The sequence below is a fragment of the Nocardioides imazamoxiresistens genome, assembly GCF_032378595.1.
Classification (GTDB): domain Bacteria; phylum Actinomycetota; class Actinomycetes; order Propionibacteriales; family Nocardioidaceae; genus Nocardioides; species Nocardioides imazamoxiresistens.
In genome coordinates this window covers 750,743-767,897 of sequence record NZ_JAVYII010000001.1, presented here as the reverse complement: position 1 = coordinate 767,897, position 17,155 = coordinate 750,743, and the positions used below count along the sequence as shown (strand labels likewise).

Sequence of the window (17,155 nt, the reverse complement as noted above, 5' to 3'; positions counted from 1 at the left end):
GCCGCAGATGGCGGCGCAGCTCCAGGAGAACTGATGATCAATCGCAAGCACGGGTCTCGATCCGCACGACTCCGTCTCGGGGCCGTCGTCGTGCTCGCTTCCCTGTTCGTGTCCGCCTGCGGCGGCGGGAGCGAAGTGGACGAAGGCGCCGACCTCGAGGGCGACCCGATCAAGATCGGCTTCGCCGTCTCGTTGACCGGTCCACAGTCGTCCAGTGTCACCGCTGCGCCCGCCGCCGCGCACGCTTGGGAGCAGCAGACCAACAGCGAGGGGGGCATCGGCGGACGCCCTGTGCGGGTGGAGATCGTCGACACCAAGAACAACGCGAGCGCCGCGCAGGCTGCCGTGAAGACGCTGGTCGAGGACGAAGAGATCGTCGCCATCATGCTGATGGACTCGGTCGCCGAAGGCGCGGTGGGCGAGTACCTGCAGCAGGAGAACATTCCGGTCATCGGCTCGTCCGGCTACAACGCCGCTGTGTGGAACCAGCTGACCAACTTCTTCACGCAGGCGCCCCTCTCCTCGACGGTCATCAGCTCACTCGTGACGGCCGCCGACGCGGCAGACGCCGAGGAGTTCGTCTCCGCGGTGTGCGCGGAGTCGGCCACCTGCGCCGACGATGCGGCCTCGCTCTACGAGCCGGCCACGGCCGCGTACGACCTCGGGTACGGCGGCTACGTGACGGTCGCGGCCAACTCAGCGAACTACACCGCCGAGTGCCTCTCGTTCCAGGAGAAGGACGCCGACTTCATCGCGCTCCTCGTCACCGTCGACAGCGCCGTGCGCGTGATGACGGACTGCATTCAGCAGGGCTACGAGGGCACCTTCGCGACCTCGTCGACCAGCTTCAACCCCGAGAAGTACGGCGCCGTGCCGAACATGAACATGGTGGGCACGCTCAACGCCTTCCCGTGGTGGGCCGACGCCGCGCCCGTGGAGCGCTTCCGGGAGGCGATGGAGGAGTACGAGGAGGACGTCAACTACGAGAGCAGCAGCGCCACCGCCGCGTGGTCCTCGCTGGAACTGTTCGCGAGCGTCGTGTCCGCCGACCCTGAGACAATCACCCGGGACTCGGTGTTCGCCGGCTACCGCGCGCTGGACGGTGAGACGCTCGACGGACTGCTCCCGCAGCCGATCTCGTACGCCGAGGGAGAGCCGTCGCCGTCGATCCAGTGCTTCTGGCAGTTCGAGTTCACCTCGGGCGAGGACGACCCGACGCTGCTCGCTCCCGCGGGCGAGTCGGGCAACGGCGCCGAGGGTGACCTCGCCACCGCCTGCTCCGCCTGACCACGACAATCAACCCAGTGCCGTCGAAGCTCGGCCGGACCGGTTCGCACCGGCCCGGCCGAGCGTCGTTCCCGAGGAGGTAGTACGTTGCGCCCGACCGAGCGTTTCGTGGTGGACGTCCCCGACGCCGACGTCGAGGACCTGCGGGACCGCCTGCGTAGGACCCGGTGGGGCGACGACCCCGGCAACGAGGACTGGGCGTACGGCACGCCGCGCAGCTACCTGGAGCCGCTGGTGCGGTACTGGGCGGAGGAGTACGACTGGCGCCGCCACGAGGACGCGATCAACGCCCACCCGCACGCCCGCGCGACCCTCGACGGTGTCCGCGTGCACTACCTGCACCGGCGCGGCGTGGGGCCCGCACCGATGCCGCTGCTGCTGACCCACGGCTGGCCGTGGACCTTCTGGGACTTCGCGAAGATGATCGACCCGCTGACGAACCCGGCGGCTCACGGCGGCGACCCGGCCGACGCGTTCGAGGTCGTCGTGCCGTCCTTACCCGGGTTCGGCTTCTCCTCGCCCCTGACGCGCACGGGGGTCGGCGCCGGCGCGACGGCGGGCCTGTGGCGCTCGCTGATGCGCGACGTGCTCGGCCACCGGCGCTTCGGGGCGATGGGCGGCGACTTCGGGGCCGTCGTCACGCAGCGGATGGCCCAGGAGGACGACGGCGCCCTGGTCGGGGTCCACCTGACGCGCTATCGCCGTCCCGCGGGGACGGCCGGCGTGGCCGCGTCGGTCGCAGGGCCTGACGACTACGGGCCGGACGAGGCCGGCGACCACGCGCGCGACCAGGCGGGTGCAACCCTGGTCGCGAGCCACCTCGCCGTCCACTCTCACGACCCGCAGACCCTCGCGCACGCGCTGCACGACTCGCCGGTCGGGCTCGCCAGCTGGCTCCTCGAGCGTCGTCGCGCCTGGTCGGACGGCGAGCTCGACGATGTCTACACGCGCGACGAGCTCCTGACGACGATCTCGCTCTACTGGTTCACCCGCACGATTGGCTCCTCCATGCGCTACTACCGGGACACGGCGCTGGAGGGCCCGGCGCCGGCCGGGCGGATCGACGTACCGGTCGCGATCGGTGTGCTGCCGCGCGACGTGAGCGCGCTCCCGCGCCGGCACGCGGAGGAGGACACGGACTTGCGGCGGTGGACGCGGTTCCCGCGCGGCGGGCACTTCGGGCCTGCCGAGGTGCCGGAGCTCCTGGTGGAGGACCTGCGGGAGTTCTTCCGGCCCCTGCGCGCAGCGGCGGAACAGTAGTCCTTCTAGTCGTGTTCAAGCGATGTTAGAGTCGTGCTTAGCGTGACCCAGGTCATGCGTCGAGGGCCGCGGGCCCCGACTTCCCGAGAGCGAACAGGGGTTGATGAGCATGTCCGACGTCGCCGTCCGAGGTGCCCAGGGCGCGGTGGACATCGAGCAGGTACGACGCCTGCGGGTCGCGCGCAAGGAGCAGGTCGCCACCGACGTGGTCGTCCTCGACCTCGTCGACCCCGACGGTGCCGAGGTGCCCGCGTGGGCGCCGGGCGCGCACGTCGACCTCGTGCTCCCGGGGGACCTGGTTCGGCAGTACTCCCTGTGCGGCGACCCCGCGGACCGGACCCGTCTCCAGGTCGGTGTGCTGCGCGAGGCCGAGGGCCGCGGCGGCTCGCTGTACCTCCACGACACCCTCACCGAGGGCGACGTGCTCGAGGTGCGCGGGCCGCGCAACAACTTCCGGCTGGAGCCCGCCGGCTCCTACGTCTTCGTCGCGGGCGGGATCGGGGTGACCCCGCTGATCCCGATGGTCGCGGAGGCGATCGCGCGCGAGATCCCGTTCGAGGTCATGTACGGCGGCCGCACCCGGTCGTCGATGTCGTACGTCGATCACCTCGAGGCGCTGTGCGGCGAACGGGTCAGCGTCCGTCCGCAAGACGAGCACGGGCTGCTCGACCTCGCCGGGCTGCTTGGTGAGCCGCGCGAGGACGCCGCGATCTATTGCTGCGGGCCCGAGCCGCTGCTGCAGGCGGTCGAGGCGGCGAGCGCCGCGTGGCCGACGGGCGCCCTGCACCTCGAGCGCTTCAGCCCGAAGGAGCTGGAGGCCCCGGTCCTGGCCGGGTCGTTCGAGGTCGAGCTGACGCTCTCGGGCGAGGTCCTCACGGTGCCGCCCGACCGATCGATCATGGCGGTGGTCGAGGAGGCCGGCGTACCGATCGTGGCGTCGTGCCTGGAGGGCACCTGCGGGTCGTGCGAGACCGTGATCCTCGAGGGCGAGGCCGACCACCGCGACTCGATCCTCACGGCGGCGGAGCAGGAGGCGAACGAGACGATGATGATCTGCGTGTCACGCGCGGCCTGCCCGCGACTGGTGCTCGAGCTCTGATCCCTCTTGTGATCCAAGTCATGCTCTAGTTAGTGTGTAAGTGACGTCACAGCATTATTGCGACGCCTCGACCACCGACGGAGGACGACATGACCGTGGACCTGGAGACCCAGCGCGCGGAGCGGCGGCTGGACTACGACCCGTACAACGTGGCGTCGATCGCCGACCACCTCGGCGAGCTCGCCGAGCGGCGCGCGACGCAGCCGATCAGCTACTCGGCGCGCGGAAACGGCTGCTGGGTGCTGACGCGGTACGACGACATTTCTAGCGTCCTGCGGCGCAGCAACCGGGGCTTCATCAGCTTCCCGAACGACCCCGACGGGCAGAACACCCAGGGCTCGTCCGAGGGCATGATCCCGATCGAGATCGACGGGTTGCGGCACAAGCAGTTCCGGCAGCTGCTGGACCCGTACTTCTCGCCGGCGCGCGTCGCCGAGAAGGAGCAGACCCTCCTGGCCTGGTGCAACCGCTTGATCGACGACTGGATCGAGGACGGCCGCTGCGACTTCGTGAAGGGCTTCGCGCTCCCGTTCCCGGGCGTGACGGTGCTGACGATCATGGGCTGGCCGCTGGCGGACCTCGAGCGGATGAACGCCTGGACCGACACGCTGCTGCACGGCAAGCAGGGCGGGACGCCGGAGGAGCAGATGGCCGTCCGCGGCCAGGCACACGTGGAGATGCGCGCCTACATGCTCGACCTGATCGCGCAGCGCCGCGCGGAGCCGCGCCGCGACGACGTCACGTCCGGGGCGCTCGACGCCGAGATCGACGGCGAGCCGCTGAGCGACGACAAGCTCTTCGACCTGTTCCTGCTGATGATGACGGCGGGGCTCGACACAGTGCAGAGCGTGCTGTGCCAGTCGATGGTCTTCTTCGCGCGCCACCCCGAGCAGTGGGACCGGATGTTCTCCACGCCGGAGATGCTCGAGCCCGCCGTCGAGGAGCTGCTGCGCTGGTGCGCGCCCGCAGTGCCGACCCGCAACGTCGTCGAGGACGGCGTCGTCGTCGGCGACGTCACCCTCGGGCCGGGGGAGCGGGTGCACTTCCCGCTCGCCGTCGCGAACCGCGACCCCGCCTACTACCCCGACCCCGACGAGGTCGTCTTCGACCGGCCGGCCAAGCCGCACCTCGCGTTTGGGCTGGGGGCGCACCGCTGCGTGGGGCTGCACCTCGCGCGGCTCGAGCTGAAGATCGCGTTCACCGAGCTGCACCGCCGGATGCCGCGCTTCTCGCTCGTCGAGGGCGTCGAGCCGCACGAGCACCTAGGCCTCGCCTGGGGTGTCGACAACGTCCACCTCGAGTTCGCGCCGGGTGCGCGCGAGTCCTGACCCGACCTGCCTGACGACCTACTTCACCACGGAGAGACCATGACCACCTCAGCGGCTCCGGCCGAGACGCTCGACGACCTGCGCGCCCGCCACCGGCGCGACTACGACCCGTACGCCGCCTGGTCGATCCAGGAGCACATGGACGAGATCGCGGAGCGTCGCGACGTCCTGCCGATCAGCTACTCGGCGCGCGGAAACGGCTGCTGGGTGCTGACGCGCTACGACGACATCTCCAGCGTGCTGCGCCGCAACAACCGCGGTTTCGTGAGCTTCCCGAACGAGCCCGACGGCATCAACGCGATGGGCTCGGAGATCCAGCAGATCCCGATCGAGACCGACGGGGCGCTGCACAAGCAGTTCCGCCAGCTGCTCGACCCGTACTTCTCGCCGAAGCGGGTCGAGGCACTCACCGACCAGCTCACCGGGTGGGCGAACCGGCTCATCGACGACTGGGTCGAGGACGGGGAGTGCGACTTCGTGGACGGCTTCGCGCTGCCGTTCCCCGGCGCGACGGTGCTGACGATCATGGGCTGGCCGGCCGAGGACCTCCACCGGATGAACCACTGGGCCTCGACCCTCATGCACGGCGTGGTCGGCGGCACCGCCGAGGAGACCGCTGCCGCCCGGGCGGTGGCCCACGGCGAGCTGCGCGATTACTGGTTCGCGATGATCGCCGAGCGCCGCGCGTCGGGCCACCTCGACGACGTCACCTCGGCGGCGATCGAGGCCGAGATCGACGGCGAGCGGCTCACCGACACCCAGCTGTTCGACCTGTTCCTGCTGATGATGGCCGCCGGGCTGGACACGGTGCAGAGCGTGCTGTGCCAATCGATGGTCTACCTCGCGGCGCACCCCGAGAAGTGGGACGCCATGTTCGCCACCCCCGAGAGCCTCGAGCCGGCGATCGAGGAGCTCCTGCGCTGGTGCGCCCCCGCGGTCCCGACCCGCAACGTCGTGCACGAGGAGGTCGAGGTCGCCGGGCTCGTGCTGCCGAAGGGCGAGCGCGTCCACTTCCCGCTCGCGGCGGCGAACCGCGATCCGGCGTACTACCCGGATCCGGACGAAGTGATCTTCGACCGGGCGGCGAAGCCGCACCTGGCCTTCGGTCTCGGCACTCACCGCTGCGTCGGGCTCCACCTGGCGCGGCTCGAGCTGAAGATCGCGTTCACGCAGCTGCGGCGCAGGCTGCCGTCGTTCGCGCTCCACCCCGACTACACGCCACGCGAGCACCTCGGGCTCGCCTGGGGCGTCGACAACGTCCGGCTCACCTTTGTGCCTGGTGCCCGGGAGACCGAGGGCAGCAGGTGAGCGGGACACCGGTGGGCGCCCGCAGGATCGTCGTCGTCGGTGCGGGCCTTGCGGGGCTCCGCACCGTCGACGCGCTGCGGCGCAAGGGGTGGACCGAGGACATAGTCGTGCTCGGCGACGAGCGGCACGCCCCATACACCCGCCCGCCCCTGAGCAAGAAGTTGCTCGCCGAGGGCGGCGCGGACCACGCGTCGGTCGCCCTGCGGATGCGGGAGGACCCGCACCCGACGACGTGGCGGTACGCCGAGGAGGTCGTCGGCGCCGACCTCGACGCGGCGACGGTGACGCTCGCGTCGGGCGACGAGCTCGCGTACGACGGGCTGGTCGCCGCGTCCGGCGTCCGGCCGCGCCGGCTGCCGCTGGGCGATCCCGACGCGCGCCTGGTGCTGCGCACGGTCGACGACGCGGCGGCGCTCGCGGCGCACCTGGGCCCCGGGGTCCGGGTGGTCGTGATCGGAGGCGGCTTCATCGGCTGCGAGGTCGCCGCGGCCGCCCGGGCCCGCGGCGCCGCGTCGGTCGACGTCGTCACCCTCGACACGCAGCCGATGCTCACCCCGCTGGGGGCGGTGGTGGGCGCCGAGCTGCGGCGGCGTCACGAGGTGGCCGGTACGACGGTGCGCTGCGGCCGCACGGTGAGCGAGGTGACCCGGGACGGCGACGCCTCATCCGGGGTCTGCCGCGTGGTGCTCGACGACGGAACGGTCCTGGAGGCCGACGTCGTCGTCGAGGCCGTCGGCTCCGTGCCCGCGACGGTGTGGCTCGAGGGCAACGGGCTCGACCTCGCCGACGGCGTGGTGTGCGACGCGGCGCTGCGCCTCGGGGGTCGACGCGGCACGGTCGGCGTCGGCGACGTCGCGCGGTTCCCGAACGCGTCGGTCGACGCGGTGGCGCGACGGGTCGAGCACTGGCAGATCGCGGGCGACACGGCCGGGCGCGCGGCGACCACGCTGCTCGGCGACCTCGGTGTGCTGCCGGAGGACCCCGCACCGTTCGCCGTGGTCCCGTCGTTCTGGTCCGACCAAGGCGTCGTCAGCGTGCGGGGCATCGGGATGCCGTCGCTCGGCGAGGAGTCCGAGGTGGTCGAGGGGACGCTCGACGCCGAGGCGGCGGTGCTCTACCGCCGGGGCGACGACCTCGTGGGTGCGGTGCTCCTGGGGCTGCCGCGGCGGCTGGGCTACTACACGCAGCTGGTCACGGCGGCGTCGGTGGGCACCCCGGCCTGAGGACCTCGGGCGAGGGCGCGAAGGGGGCCGGTACCGACAGCGCGTCGGCGCCGGCCCCCTTCGTCGTGCTTGCGTCGTCGCCGCGCGGGTCCGTGTCAGTCGAAGACGAGGACGCCGCGGAGGTTCTTGCCGGCGTGCATGTCGGCGTACCCCTGGTTGATGTCGTCGAGGGCGTACGTCGTGGTGATCAGCCCGTCCAGCTCGAGCTTGCCGCGCTGGTAGAGGCCGAGCAGGAGGGGCACGTCGCGGTAGACGTTCGTGCCACCGTAGACGTTGCCGCGCAACGTCTTCTCCGAGAGGGCGAACTCGAAGAGGTTGAGCTTCACGGTGTCCGAGGCCGCCGGCGTCACCGAGGTGATCACGGTGCGCCCCCCCGGCTTGGTCAGGCGGGTCGTGTCCTGCAGGACGCTCCCGTCGCCGACGCCGACCGACAGGATCGCGACGTCGGCCATCGCGCCCTTCGTGATCTCGGCGATCAGGGCGGAGGCCTCCTCGACCGACGCCGCAGTGTGGGTGGCGCCGAAGCGGACGGCCTGCTCGCGCTTGTACTCCACCGGGTCGACCGCGACGATGATGTCCGCACCGGCAGAGCGGGCGCCCTGGAGCGAGTTGACGCCGACGCCGCCGCTCCCGATGACGACAACGGTCTCGCCGGGCTTCACCTCACCGAGGTACGTCGCCGCTCCCCAGCCGGTGATCACGGCGCAGCCGAGCAGCGCGGCGGAGGCCAGCGGGATGTCCTCGGCGATCTTGATGCAGCGTGCCTCGGTGACGACCGTGTACTCACCGAAGGTGCCGAGCTCGGCGATGGCGGGGACGGCCTGGCCGCGGGCCGAGAACGCCGGCGGCAGGGGGTCGGCCTTGGGCGGGTTGTAGATGCAGAGGTTCTGGTGGCCGGTGTTGCAGTAGCCGCAGTCGCCGCACGGGACGTTGAAGACGAGAACGACGTGGTCGCCCGGCTTCACCCGGGTGACCCCGGGGCCGACCGCCTCGACGACGCCGGCGCCCTCGTGCCCGCCGACGACCGGCAGCGCGGCCGGCTGGTCGCCGGTCGCGTAGTGGTCGTCGGAGTGGCACAGGCCGCTGGCCGCGATCTTGACGAGCACCTCTCCGGCGCGCGGCTCGGTCAGCTGGACGTCCTCGACGGTCCACTTGTCACCGACGTTCCACAGGATGGCGGACTTGCTCATGGACTCTCCTGGACTAGGGCCCGCGCCGCGTCGCACGGGGCCGGCGGGCGAACCGAGGGCGGCTCGCAAGATAGCTTGAACATAACATGAACATGTGACGTGCGGCACCCCGGATAGGCCGTCTATCCCGAGGTTGTGTGACGCGTGCCACCGATGCTACTAATGCTGTAATTGTGAATTGGTCGGACGTTGGTCCCGGCCCGGACCCGTGGGAGGAACCGTCATGGCTGGACGTGACCCGGAGCGCGCCAGAGGCCCCGAGCGGCCCGCCCGCGCGGTCGTGATCGGTGGCAGCGTCGCGGGGTCCCTGGCCGCCGCGGCTCTCGCCGACCGGTTCGGCGAGGTCGTCGTGCTCGACCGGGACGCCTTCCCCGAGGCGCCGGCCCAGCGCGCCGGCGTACCGCAGGGTGCGCACTTCCACGCCCTCCTGGCGGCCGGCCGCCAGGCGATGGACGCGCTGCTGCCCGGCTTCTCCGCCCAGATGCTCGAGATGGGTGCAGCGGACCTCGACTCGACCGCCGACGTGATGCGGCTCGACCGGCTCGGGTGGTCGCCGCGCTTCGCGACGTCCCTGCGCTTCCTGATGGCCAGCCGTCCCCTGATCGAGTGGGTGCTGCGGGACCGCGCCTCGCACCTGCCGGGCGTCACCTTCCGGTCCCGCTCGGACGTCGCGGGCCTGCTGGGCGACGCCACACGAGTCACCGGCGTCCGCCTCGCGTCGGGCGAGGAGATCGTGGCGGACTTCGTCGTCGACGCCAGCGGCCGGCGGGCGCGGACGCCCGACTGGTTCGCCGAGCTGGGCGCGCCCGCGCCGTCGGAAGAGCTGGTCAACGCCCACTGGGGCTACGCGAGCACCTTCCTGCGCGTGCCCGACGGGTGGGACCCGGGGTTCCGGGCGCTGGCGTGCGTGCCGTTCGGCGAGGGCGCGCTGACGCCCGAGTCCGAGCGACGGGCCATGGCGATGTGGGTCGTCGAGGGCGAGAACCGGTGGGTGCTCACGGTCCAGGGGTCGGCGGGCGACTACCCGCCGCGCGACGTCGACGACCTCAAGGCGTTCGTCGCGAGCATCGGGGCGCCCGAGCTCAGCGGCGCGCTCGACGCGGTCGAGTTCCCCGAGAAGATTGCGCTGTGGCGCGACACCACCAACCGGCTGCGCGACTTCGCCGGGCACGATGGGCGTCCGGAGCGGTTCGTCGCCCTGGGCGACGCGTGGGCGGCGTTCAACCCCGTCTACGGGCAGGGGATGACGTCGGCCGCGCTCCAGGCGCAGGCCCTGGGTGACCAGCTCGCCACTCACCTCGCAGGCGGGGGCGACCTCGACGGGCTCGCGGACCGGTTCTACGCGGCCACCCGCGAGCTGGTCGACTTCTGCTGGTCGTCGTCGACGGCCCTCGACCACCGCCTGCCCGGCGTCGAGGTCACCCGCGACGGCGAGCCGCAGGAGGTCGTGGCGGGCTCGGCGGACCACGGGGACCGCGTGGCCGCGTGGGCCTCGCTCGACCCGGAGCGCTACGTGCGCTACCGCGAGACCACCCAGCTGCTCCGCTCGAACGCCTGGCTGCAGGCACCGGAGGTCGTCGCCGAGATCCAGGAGCGGTGGGACGAGCTCGGCGCGATGGTGACGGCGCGCTGAGCGGGATGACGGCCGAGCCCCTCGCCGACGTCCGCGTCCTCGATCTCACCGACGGGATCGCGGGTCCGGTCGCGGCGATGCTGCTGGCGGATCTCGGCGCAGACGTCGTCCGAATAGAGGCGCCCCGGGCGCGCGCGCTTGCGGGGGACCCTGTGTGGCAACGAGGAAAGCGCGTGATCAGCCGGCCTGCCGACCACCCCGACCGGGCCCGGCTCGCCGCCGGGGCCGACGTGGTCCTCTCCGGGGAACCCGGGACCGCCGTCGTCGCCGGGGTCCCGGCGACCGCGGTGCACGTCGTCATGCCCGTGCTCCCCGACGGCACGCCGGAGGACCCGTACCTCGCGAACGCCCTCCTCGCCGCGCGGAACGGGGTCGCGCGGCGGCAGTCGTCGTCGGACGGCGGCCCCGTGGAGGCCGTCTACCCCCACCTCGCCTACGTCCACGGGCTGTGGGCGGCGACGGCCGCGCTCGCCGCGCTCCTCGAGCGGCGACGCTCGGGCCGCGGGCAGCGGGTGGTCGTCGACGGTGTGCACGGCACGCTGGTGGCGGCGACGACCACGCTCGTCGTCGACCCGCGCAGCACACCGCCGCTCACCGCGGTCGGGCCGGGCGGGCCCAACCCGGCGTACTCGACCTATCGGTGCGCCGACGGCCGCTGGCTCTTCCTCGGCGCGCTCACCGACACGTTCCAGCGGCGCGCCTTCGCGGTGCTTGGGGTCGCTGACGTGCTCGCCGACCCACGGGTGGCGGACGTCGGCGAACGGCTCTACGCGCCGGAGAACCGGGGCTGGGTCCGCGATCGGATCGGGGCCGCCTTCGCCACCCGCCCCCGCGCCGAGTGGCTCGCGGCGCTGGCCGCGGCCGACTGTCCGGCCAACCCGGTCGAGGACCGCGCGACGTGGCTCGACCACCCGCAGGTCGTGGCGCTCGGGCAGCGGGTCGAGCTGGTCGACCCGGAGGTCGGGCCGGTCGTGATGCCCGGCGTACCGGTCGACCTCGACGGTCCGGTCCGGACGCCCCGACCGCGGGTGTTCGTCGAGGACGCCGACTGGGCGGCGCCCGCCGCGGTGCTCGCGCCCGGCCCCGACGCCGTGGGGGGGCCGCTCGCCGGTGTCCGCGTGCTCGACCTCGGCACGGTGCTCGCGGGGCCGTACGCCGGGATGCTCCTCGCCGAGCTCGGCGCCGACGTCGTGAAGGTCGAGCCCGTGCAGGGCGACGCCTTCCGCCTCCGCGGCTACCCGCACAACCGGGGGATGCGCGGGCTCGCCCTCGACCTGAGGTCCCCGGCCGGGGCGGACGCCTTCCGCCGGCTCGTCCGCGACGCCGACGTGGTGATCGACAACTTCCGCCCCGGCGTGCTCGAGCGGCTCGGCGCCGACCACGCGCGGCTCGCTGCGCTCCAGCCGCGGATCGTCACGGCGTCGATCACGGGGTACGGCGACGTCGGACCGCTCGCCGGTCGTCCGGGCTTCGACCCGGTGCTGCAGGCCCTCTCCGGGATGATGGCGGCCCAGGGCGGCGACGGGCCGCCGGTGTTCTCGACCGTCGCCGTCAACGACGTGACCGCCGCCGCGGCCACCGCCTTCGGGGCGCTGGTGGCGCTGTGGGCGGTGCGGGCCGGGCGCGCGGCTACGCACGTCGACACCTCGCTCGCCGCGATCGCGACCTTCATGCAGTCGGGCGAGCTGGTCCGCCACGCCGGTCGGCCCCCCGCGGCGTACGGCTCCTCCGACCACCGCGGACCTTCCGCATTGTCGTGCCACCGAGCGACAGCCGACGGTTGGGTACGCCTGCACGCGGCGTCAGCGGCGACCCTCGTGGACGCGGGTCTGCTGGCGGCCGGGACCGTAGGCACCCTCAGCCCGACCGAGCTCGAGGATCAGCTGGCCGCCGCCGCGGCCGCGGTGCCGACTGCCGAGCTCGTAGCGCGAGTGCGTTCCGCAGGCGGCTGGGCCGAGCCGAGCCGGACGTACGCCGAGGTCGCGACCGACCCGGTCGCGCTGGAACGGGAGCATCTCGTTCCGGTCCGCTGGCCCGACGGGCGCACGACGTTCCTCCCGCACAGGTACGCCCGGTTCGAACGGACGCAGGAGAAGCGCACCCTGCTGCCGCCGGGCCTCGGCGAGCACAGCCGCCAGATTCTGCGTGAGGCAGGACTGACGGACCTCGAGGTGGATGCAATGCTCGCCGACGGCACGACCGCCGAGTCCGGACCACTCGCCTCGGTCGCGGACGTCGGCTACCGCTGAAGCCCTTCCACGATCCGCAGCACCCCTTCCAGCTAGGAGTAGCGAGATGAGCACCCCGGAAGACCGCTTGGCCCGCATCGAGGCGAGGCTGATCGAGCTCGAGGACGAACGCGCGATCCGCGAGGTGCTCTCGCGGTATGGGCACTACGCAGACGCGTGCCTCGATGACGACTACTTCGCGCTCTTCACGGAGGACTGCGTCATGGAAGTCTCTCAAGGCCGCGGCGACGACCCCTACGCGATCGTGCGCTGGGACGGTCGGGAGCAGATGAAGGAGTTCCTCGCCGTGCGCACCGCGGGGCACGGCGACGGGTTCTACGGCCGCAGCCTGCACATGCAGGGCAACAACCTGACGCTGCGGATCGACGGCGACGTGGCGATCGCGAACAACTACTCGTTCATCCTCCACCAGGACGGCGTCGACCTGCGGCTCGTCAGCGCCTCAGTGAACGACTGGCGCCTGGTTCGACGCGACGGCCGGTGGCTGATCAGCGAGCGCCGCCGCCGGATGGTGGGCGCGCCGGACACGGCGGACATCCTGCGCGCCTCGGAGCGCTGATAACTCTCCTCATTCGCGGCCGAGCGCCTCGCGGATGAGCCGCGCGCACGCCTCAGGGTCGTCCAATGTGACGTTGTGATGGGCACCCGTGATCACCCGTCGTTCGACCGGTCGATCGAGGATCGCGTCGAGATGGTCGGCCGACCCCGCGTCCGCGATCGGGCTGTGCTCGCCCCACGCGTAGGTCACGGGGCAGCACACCTGTTCGATCACGGGGTCGAGGTCCACGGCGACCGGCGTGCCGACGGTACGCAGGTCGAACGACCAGCTCCATCCACCGGGCACGCGTCGGAGCCCATGAGCGGCCACCCGTGCCAGCAGGTCGGCATCGGCGGTCGTCTCGCGCGGCCGGAGCCGGAACGAATTAACGGCCTCCCGGTGCGTCGCGACCACTCGGTGCACCTCCGGCACCTGGCGGGCAGAAGAACGACCACGGACCCTCACGTCGAGCAGCACGAGCCGCGACACGAGGTCGGGTCGGGTCGCAGCGAGGCGGAGAGCAAGGGCTCCACCCATGCTGTGGCCGACGATGGTCACAGGTCCCCTCGCAGCGTGGTCGAGCACCGCGGAAAGCTCACGTACCCAGCCGTCGGGAGAGTAGGCCCGACGATGATCGCTCGTCCCGTGACCGCTGAGCTCCATTGCCAGCAGAGGGAGGTCGGTCAGGAGCGGGGCGAGGCCGAACCACCAGCCGACGTGGGCGGACCCGCCGTGGACCAGCAGCGTGGGGGAGTCGTCCTCAGGGTGGGTCCGGACGAATCGCACGTCGGCCCCGTCGACGCGTAGGGCGTCACACATCTCGTTCTCGGCGAGCAGCATCGACGCTCCTGTCGTAGGGGTAGTGATGGTCGAAACAGTACTGCTTCCGCATCAGGGGTTCTGCTGGACCTGCGGCTCGCTGTGCGTAATCATGTTCATATGATGTTTCGAGTGGTCAGTCGTGCAGGTGTGGAGGGACGATGAGGACCGAGCTGCTGGTCGATGGGCAATGGCGACCCGGTCGGGCGGGTGCGTTCGATGTCATGGACCCGGCGACGGGCGCAACGATCGCCTCGGTGGCTAACGGTGACCTGGCCGACGCAGGCGATGCCGTCGCGGCAGCGGACGCGGCGTTCGCCGGATGGGCTGCAACACCTGCGCGTGATCGCTCGGATATCCTTCGCCGCGCGTTCGAGCTGATGATGCGTGACGCGGACTCGCTCGCCGAGCTGATCGCAGCCGAGAACGGAAAGGCCGTGGGCGACGCTCGGAGCGAGGTGACCTATGCGGCCGAGTTCTTCCGCTGGTTCTCCGAGGAGTGCGTGCGCAGCGGCGGGGACTACGGGCCGGCCCCCACTGGCGGCAGCCGCACTCTGGTGACGCACAAGGCGGCCGGTGTCGCGGTGCTCGTCACCCCCTGGAACTTCCCCGCGGCGATGATCACGCGCAAGGTCGCCCCCGCGCTGGCGGCTGGTTGCACGGCGGTGCTGAAGCCGGCACGCGAGACGCCGTTGACCGCTCTCGCGATCGCCGCTCTGCTCATAGAGGCGGGGGTGCCCGACGGCGTGCTGAACGTGGTCCCGACTACGGAGTCGCGTCGAGTCGTCGCATCGTGGCTCGCCGACCCGCGGGTACGCAAGGTCTCCTTCACCGGGTCGACCCCCGTCGGCCAGGCACTACTGCGACTGGCGGCCGACCGCGTGCTCAACACCTCGATGGAGCTGGGGGGCAACGCCCCGTTCGTCGTCACCGACGACGCCGACCTGGAGGCCGCCGTCTCCGGCGCGATGGTCGCGAAGTTCCGCAGCGGTGGTCAGGCATGCACGGCAGCGAACCGCTTCTACGTCCACGCCGACGTCGTCGACGAGTTCGTCGACCGGCTGGGCGCCGAGGTCGAGAAGCTCAGCGTCGGCCCGGCTCGGGACGGTCACGACATCGGCCCCCTCATCTCGCCGCAGGCGGTGATCGAGGTCGGTGCGCTCGTCGAGGCGGCCGTCGCCTCCGGCGCACGGATCAGTCACATCGCGGGTATCCCGGAGGGTTCCGCCGGCAACTTCTACCCGCCCACGCTGCTCACTGGGGTCCCTCACGACGCAGGTGTGGTGAGGGAGGAGATCTTTGGTCCGGTCGCACCGATCGTGACCTGGCGCGACGAGACCGAGCTGGTTGCGATGGCGAACGACACCGAGATGGGGCTCGCGGCGTACGTCTACTCGGACGACCTTCAGCGGGCGCTGCGGATAGCCGAGGCGATCGACGCCGGAATGGTCGGGGTCAACCGCGGCATTGTCTCCGACCCCTCGGCGCCCTTCGGTGGGATGAAGCAGAGCGGCATCGGTCGGGAAGGGGCCCGGGTGGGTCTCGAGGAGTTCCAGGAGACCCGCTACTTCAGCGTGGGTTGGTCGTCGTGACCGAGGTGTACGCCCGATGGCCGTCGTTGCCGGGCCTGCGGTGGGGCATCAAGCAGTCCTTCCTGGAGTACATCGCGCGGATGCCGGACGGGCGCGGCACCGTCAGCGACGGCGCGACGCCGACCGAGTTCAACGAGATGGTCTTCGAACCGGACGGGGTGGAGCGGTCCGACGAGCGAGTCTCGCGATTGCGGTTCCGTGGCGACGTCCGGTTCGCGGGGCACCACGGGTTTCTCTTCGTGCGTCTGGCCGACCCGTGGGTCTCGATCGAGGGGGACCGGGGCGCGCTGTCGGTGCTCGATGTGCACGAGCCGGATACCGCGCCGCGGATCCCGCTCGTGACTTTTGCCGTCAGCGACCACCAGGTGGTCAAGGCTGTTGAGTACTGGACGGCGAACGCGGTTCGGCTCACAGAGGAGGGTTGCGAGGTGTTCAACAAGGTGTACCCGCCCGGCGAGTTGTTCGACCCGCTGGTGATCGCGTTGCCGGTTGGTCGAACGACGGAGGCGGTCACGTGAGCGCCGCGGGAGGCGCCCGAGCGGTCGGGGACGAGGTGGTAAGCCGTCTGGTCGACCGTGCTGCGATCGAGGACGTCGTTCGCCGGTACGCGGTCGGTCTCGACGAACGCCGGTGGGAGCTGTGGGAAGGGGTGTTCACCGACGACGCCGTCATCGACTTCACGCCGATGGGTGGGCGGAAGGAGACGCCGGCCGAGATGCGGGCCCGGCTCGGTGCTCCCGACCCGGAATGGTTGTTCGCGCAGCACCCCGTGAGCAACACGGTCGTCGAGATCGACGGCGATCGTGCGAAAGCGTGGTCGGAGTACGGCGTCGAGACCGGCCGACGGACAGCGACGCCGGGGGAGTTGCGACGGATGAGCGGCGGGGGTTCGTACGTCGACCGCCTCGTCCGCACAGGCGCGGGCTGGCGGATAGCGGAGCGTCGGGTGTCGATGAAGTGGAAGCGCACCGAGACGACGACCGACGAAGTCGACCGCGCGCGTCAGGGGACTTGAACGTGAAGCTCGATCCAGCGACCACGCCTCGACCAGGTTCGCCGACGGCGCAGCCGGTCGCGGTGCACCAATGGTTCGTCACCGCGCAGTACGCGCGCGTCGTGCCCGTGTGGGTCCGACGCTCCGGCTGGCGACACGAGTGGGAGCCGACGACCGTGACGCACGCGAAAACGATGGGGACCCTGCGTACCGCATGCGGACAGCTCGCCGAATCCTGGCCGAAGATGTGGGAGCGGGAGTTCGGCGACGCCGAGGACGTGCTCTGCCGACGGTGCGTGGCACTGACCGGACGAGCATCGACTGACCGTCGACGTCCCATCCCCAGGACCCCGGACCTCCGTGGTTCGACCGGCTAGTTCGACAACTTCGCGGCTCCGCCCCTCACCTCGTCGGCCGCAGCAGGTCCTCGAACCCACCGGCGCGATCTCGCTACGCCGACCCGCGCTGAGGAGCCGGAGCGGGGAGTTCGGCGTCAGCGCATCGGGACGAAGCGAGACCTACGTGGCGGAGTCATGGAGAGCCTGTGTTCCATTCGTGTACGAGACGCGTTCCCGCTGGGTGTCTGCGCAGGTCAGCGATGTATGTCCGGCGGACTGTAAATCCGTCGGCGTAGC

General features: G+C 71.5%; 14 protein-coding genes and 1 pseudogene. 13 read left to right on the top strand and 2 right to left on the bottom strand.

The window, feature by feature from the left end; all coding sequences use genetic code 11:
* Positions 1-135 precede the first annotated feature (135 nt).
* From RDV89_RS03630 to RDV89_RS03605, 6 genes are all read left to right on the top strand, one after another.
* Positions 136-1,287 carry an ABC transporter substrate-binding protein gene (locus RDV89_RS03630; protein WP_315731370.1) on the top strand — a complete coding sequence of 384 codons (1,152 nt, stop codon included), beginning with the start codon at positions 136-138 and terminating at the stop codon, positions 1,285-1,287.
* 87 nt (positions 1,288-1,374) lie between these two features.
* Positions 1,375-2,547, top strand: a complete 1,173-nt coding sequence (locus RDV89_RS03625) for an epoxide hydrolase family protein (RefSeq protein ID WP_315731368.1) — start codon at positions 1,375-1,377, stop codon at positions 2,545-2,547.
* A 109-nt stretch (positions 2,548-2,656) separates the two neighbouring features.
* Positions 2,657-3,646: a PDR/VanB family oxidoreductase gene (locus RDV89_RS03620; protein WP_315731366.1), complete on the top strand. Its 990-nt coding sequence runs from the start codon at positions 2,657-2,659 to the stop codon at positions 3,644-3,646.
* A gap of 89 nt (positions 3,647-3,735) precedes the next feature.
* Positions 3,736-4,974 carry a cytochrome P450 gene (locus RDV89_RS03615; RefSeq protein WP_315731364.1) on the top strand — a complete coding sequence of 413 codons (1,239 nt, stop codon included), beginning with the start codon at positions 3,736-3,738 and terminating at the stop codon, positions 4,972-4,974.
* A 39-nt stretch (positions 4,975-5,013) separates the two neighbouring features.
* On the top strand, positions 5,014-6,282 hold the full coding sequence (locus RDV89_RS03610; RefSeq protein WP_315731363.1) for a cytochrome P450: 1,269 nt from the start codon (positions 5,014-5,016) through the stop codon (positions 6,280-6,282).
* Positions 6,279-7,505 (top strand): NAD(P)/FAD-dependent oxidoreductase, encoded by a 1,227-nt coding sequence (locus tag RDV89_RS03605; RefSeq protein ID WP_315731361.1) that lies wholly within the window; start codon positions 6,279-6,281, stop codon positions 7,503-7,505. The genes RDV89_RS03610 and RDV89_RS03605 overlap by 4 nt, the downstream gene beginning before the upstream one ends.
* A gap of 95 nt (positions 7,506-7,600) precedes the next feature.
* Here the strand turns inward: RDV89_RS03605 and RDV89_RS03600 are convergent, their stop codons facing one another.
* Complete coding sequence (locus tag RDV89_RS03600) at positions 7,601-8,695, bottom strand: NDMA-dependent alcohol dehydrogenase (protein ID WP_315731359.1); 1,095 nt, start codon at positions 8,693-8,695, stop codon at positions 7,601-7,603.
* 223 nt (positions 8,696-8,918) lie between these two features.
* Here RDV89_RS03600 and RDV89_RS03595 point away from each other — a divergent pair, with 223 nt between their 5' ends.
* From RDV89_RS03595 to RDV89_RS03585, 4 genes and pseudogenes are all read left to right on the top strand, one after another.
* Complete coding sequence (locus RDV89_RS03595; RefSeq protein WP_315731357.1) at positions 8,919-10,328, top strand: FAD-dependent oxidoreductase; 1,410 nt, start codon at positions 8,919-8,921, stop codon at positions 10,326-10,328.
* A gap of 5 nt (positions 10,329-10,333) precedes the next feature.
* Positions 10,334-10,444: pseudogene (locus tag RDV89_RS20210) on the top strand (CoA transferase); the annotation flags it as partial.
* Positions 10,445-10,501: 57 nt separating this feature from the next.
* Positions 10,502-12,577, top strand: coding sequence for a CaiB/BaiF CoA-transferase family protein (locus RDV89_RS03590; RefSeq protein ID WP_315731356.1), 2,076 nt, complete (start codon positions 10,502-10,504; stop codon positions 12,575-12,577).
* Between the two features lie 46 nt (positions 12,578-12,623).
* Positions 12,624-13,136 (top strand): nuclear transport factor 2 family protein, encoded by a 513-nt coding sequence (locus RDV89_RS03585; protein WP_315731355.1) that lies wholly within the window; start codon positions 12,624-12,626, stop codon positions 13,134-13,136.
* A 9-nt stretch (positions 13,137-13,145) separates the two neighbouring features.
* Here the strand turns inward: RDV89_RS03585 and RDV89_RS03580 are convergent, their stop codons facing one another.
* The gene (locus RDV89_RS03580) at positions 13,146-13,955 is read right to left on the bottom strand and encodes an alpha/beta fold hydrolase (protein ID WP_315731354.1); all 810 of its coding nucleotides are present in this window, start codon (positions 13,953-13,955) and stop codon (positions 13,146-13,148) included.
* A gap of 140 nt (positions 13,956-14,095) precedes the next feature.
* Between RDV89_RS03580 and RDV89_RS03575 the strand changes: the two genes are divergently transcribed.
* Genes RDV89_RS03575 through RDV89_RS03565 form a run of 3 tightly spaced genes read left to right on the top strand, consistent with a single transcriptional unit; the run spans position 14,096 to position 16,541 of the window.
* Positions 14,096-15,526, top strand: coding sequence for an NAD-dependent succinate-semialdehyde dehydrogenase (locus RDV89_RS03575; RefSeq protein ID WP_315731353.1), 1,431 nt, complete (start codon positions 14,096-14,098; stop codon positions 15,524-15,526).
* On the top strand, positions 15,523-16,044 hold the full coding sequence (locus RDV89_RS03570; RefSeq protein WP_315731352.1) for an HtaA domain-containing protein: 522 nt from the start codon (positions 15,523-15,525) through the stop codon (positions 16,042-16,044). Before RDV89_RS03575 ends, RDV89_RS03570 begins: the two co-directional genes overlap by 4 nt.
* Positions 16,041-16,541: a nuclear transport factor 2 family protein gene (locus tag RDV89_RS03565; RefSeq protein ID WP_315731351.1), complete on the top strand. Its 501-nt coding sequence runs from the start codon at positions 16,041-16,043 to the stop codon at positions 16,539-16,541. Before RDV89_RS03570 ends, RDV89_RS03565 begins: the two co-directional genes overlap by 4 nt.
* The last annotated feature ends 614 nt before the right edge of the window (positions 16,542-17,155 follow it).

What these genes read in the sequence shown, in the direction of transcription:
- RDV89_RS03620 (WP_315731366.1), top strand. Translation starts at nt 2,657, where the DNA reads ATGTCCGACGTCGCCGTCCGAGGTGCCCAGGGCGCGGTGGACATCGAG.
- RDV89_RS03615 (WP_315731364.1), top strand. Translation starts at nt 3,736, where the DNA reads ATGACCGTGGACCTGGAGACCCAGCGCGCGGAGCGGCGGCTGGACTAC.
- RDV89_RS03610 (WP_315731363.1), top strand. Translation starts at nt 5,014, where the DNA reads ATGACCACCTCAGCGGCTCCGGCCGAGACGCTCGACGACCTGCGCGCC.
- RDV89_RS03600 (WP_315731359.1), bottom strand. Translation starts at nt 8,695, where the DNA reads ATGAGCAAGTCCGCCATCCTGTGGAACGTCGGTGACAAGTGGACCGTC.
- RDV89_RS03595 (WP_315731357.1), top strand. Translation starts at nt 8,919, where the DNA reads ATGGCTGGACGTGACCCGGAGCGCGCCAGAGGCCCCGAGCGGCCCGCC.
- RDV89_RS03585 (WP_315731355.1), top strand. Translation starts at nt 12,624, where the DNA reads ATGAGCACCCCGGAAGACCGCTTGGCCCGCATCGAGGCGAGGCTGATC.
- RDV89_RS03580 (WP_315731354.1), bottom strand. Translation starts at nt 13,955, where the DNA reads ATGCTGCTCGCCGAGAACGAGATGTGTGACGCCCTACGCGTCGACGGG.
- RDV89_RS03575 (WP_315731353.1), top strand. Translation starts at nt 14,096, where the DNA reads ATGAGGACCGAGCTGCTGGTCGATGGGCAATGGCGACCCGGTCGGGCG.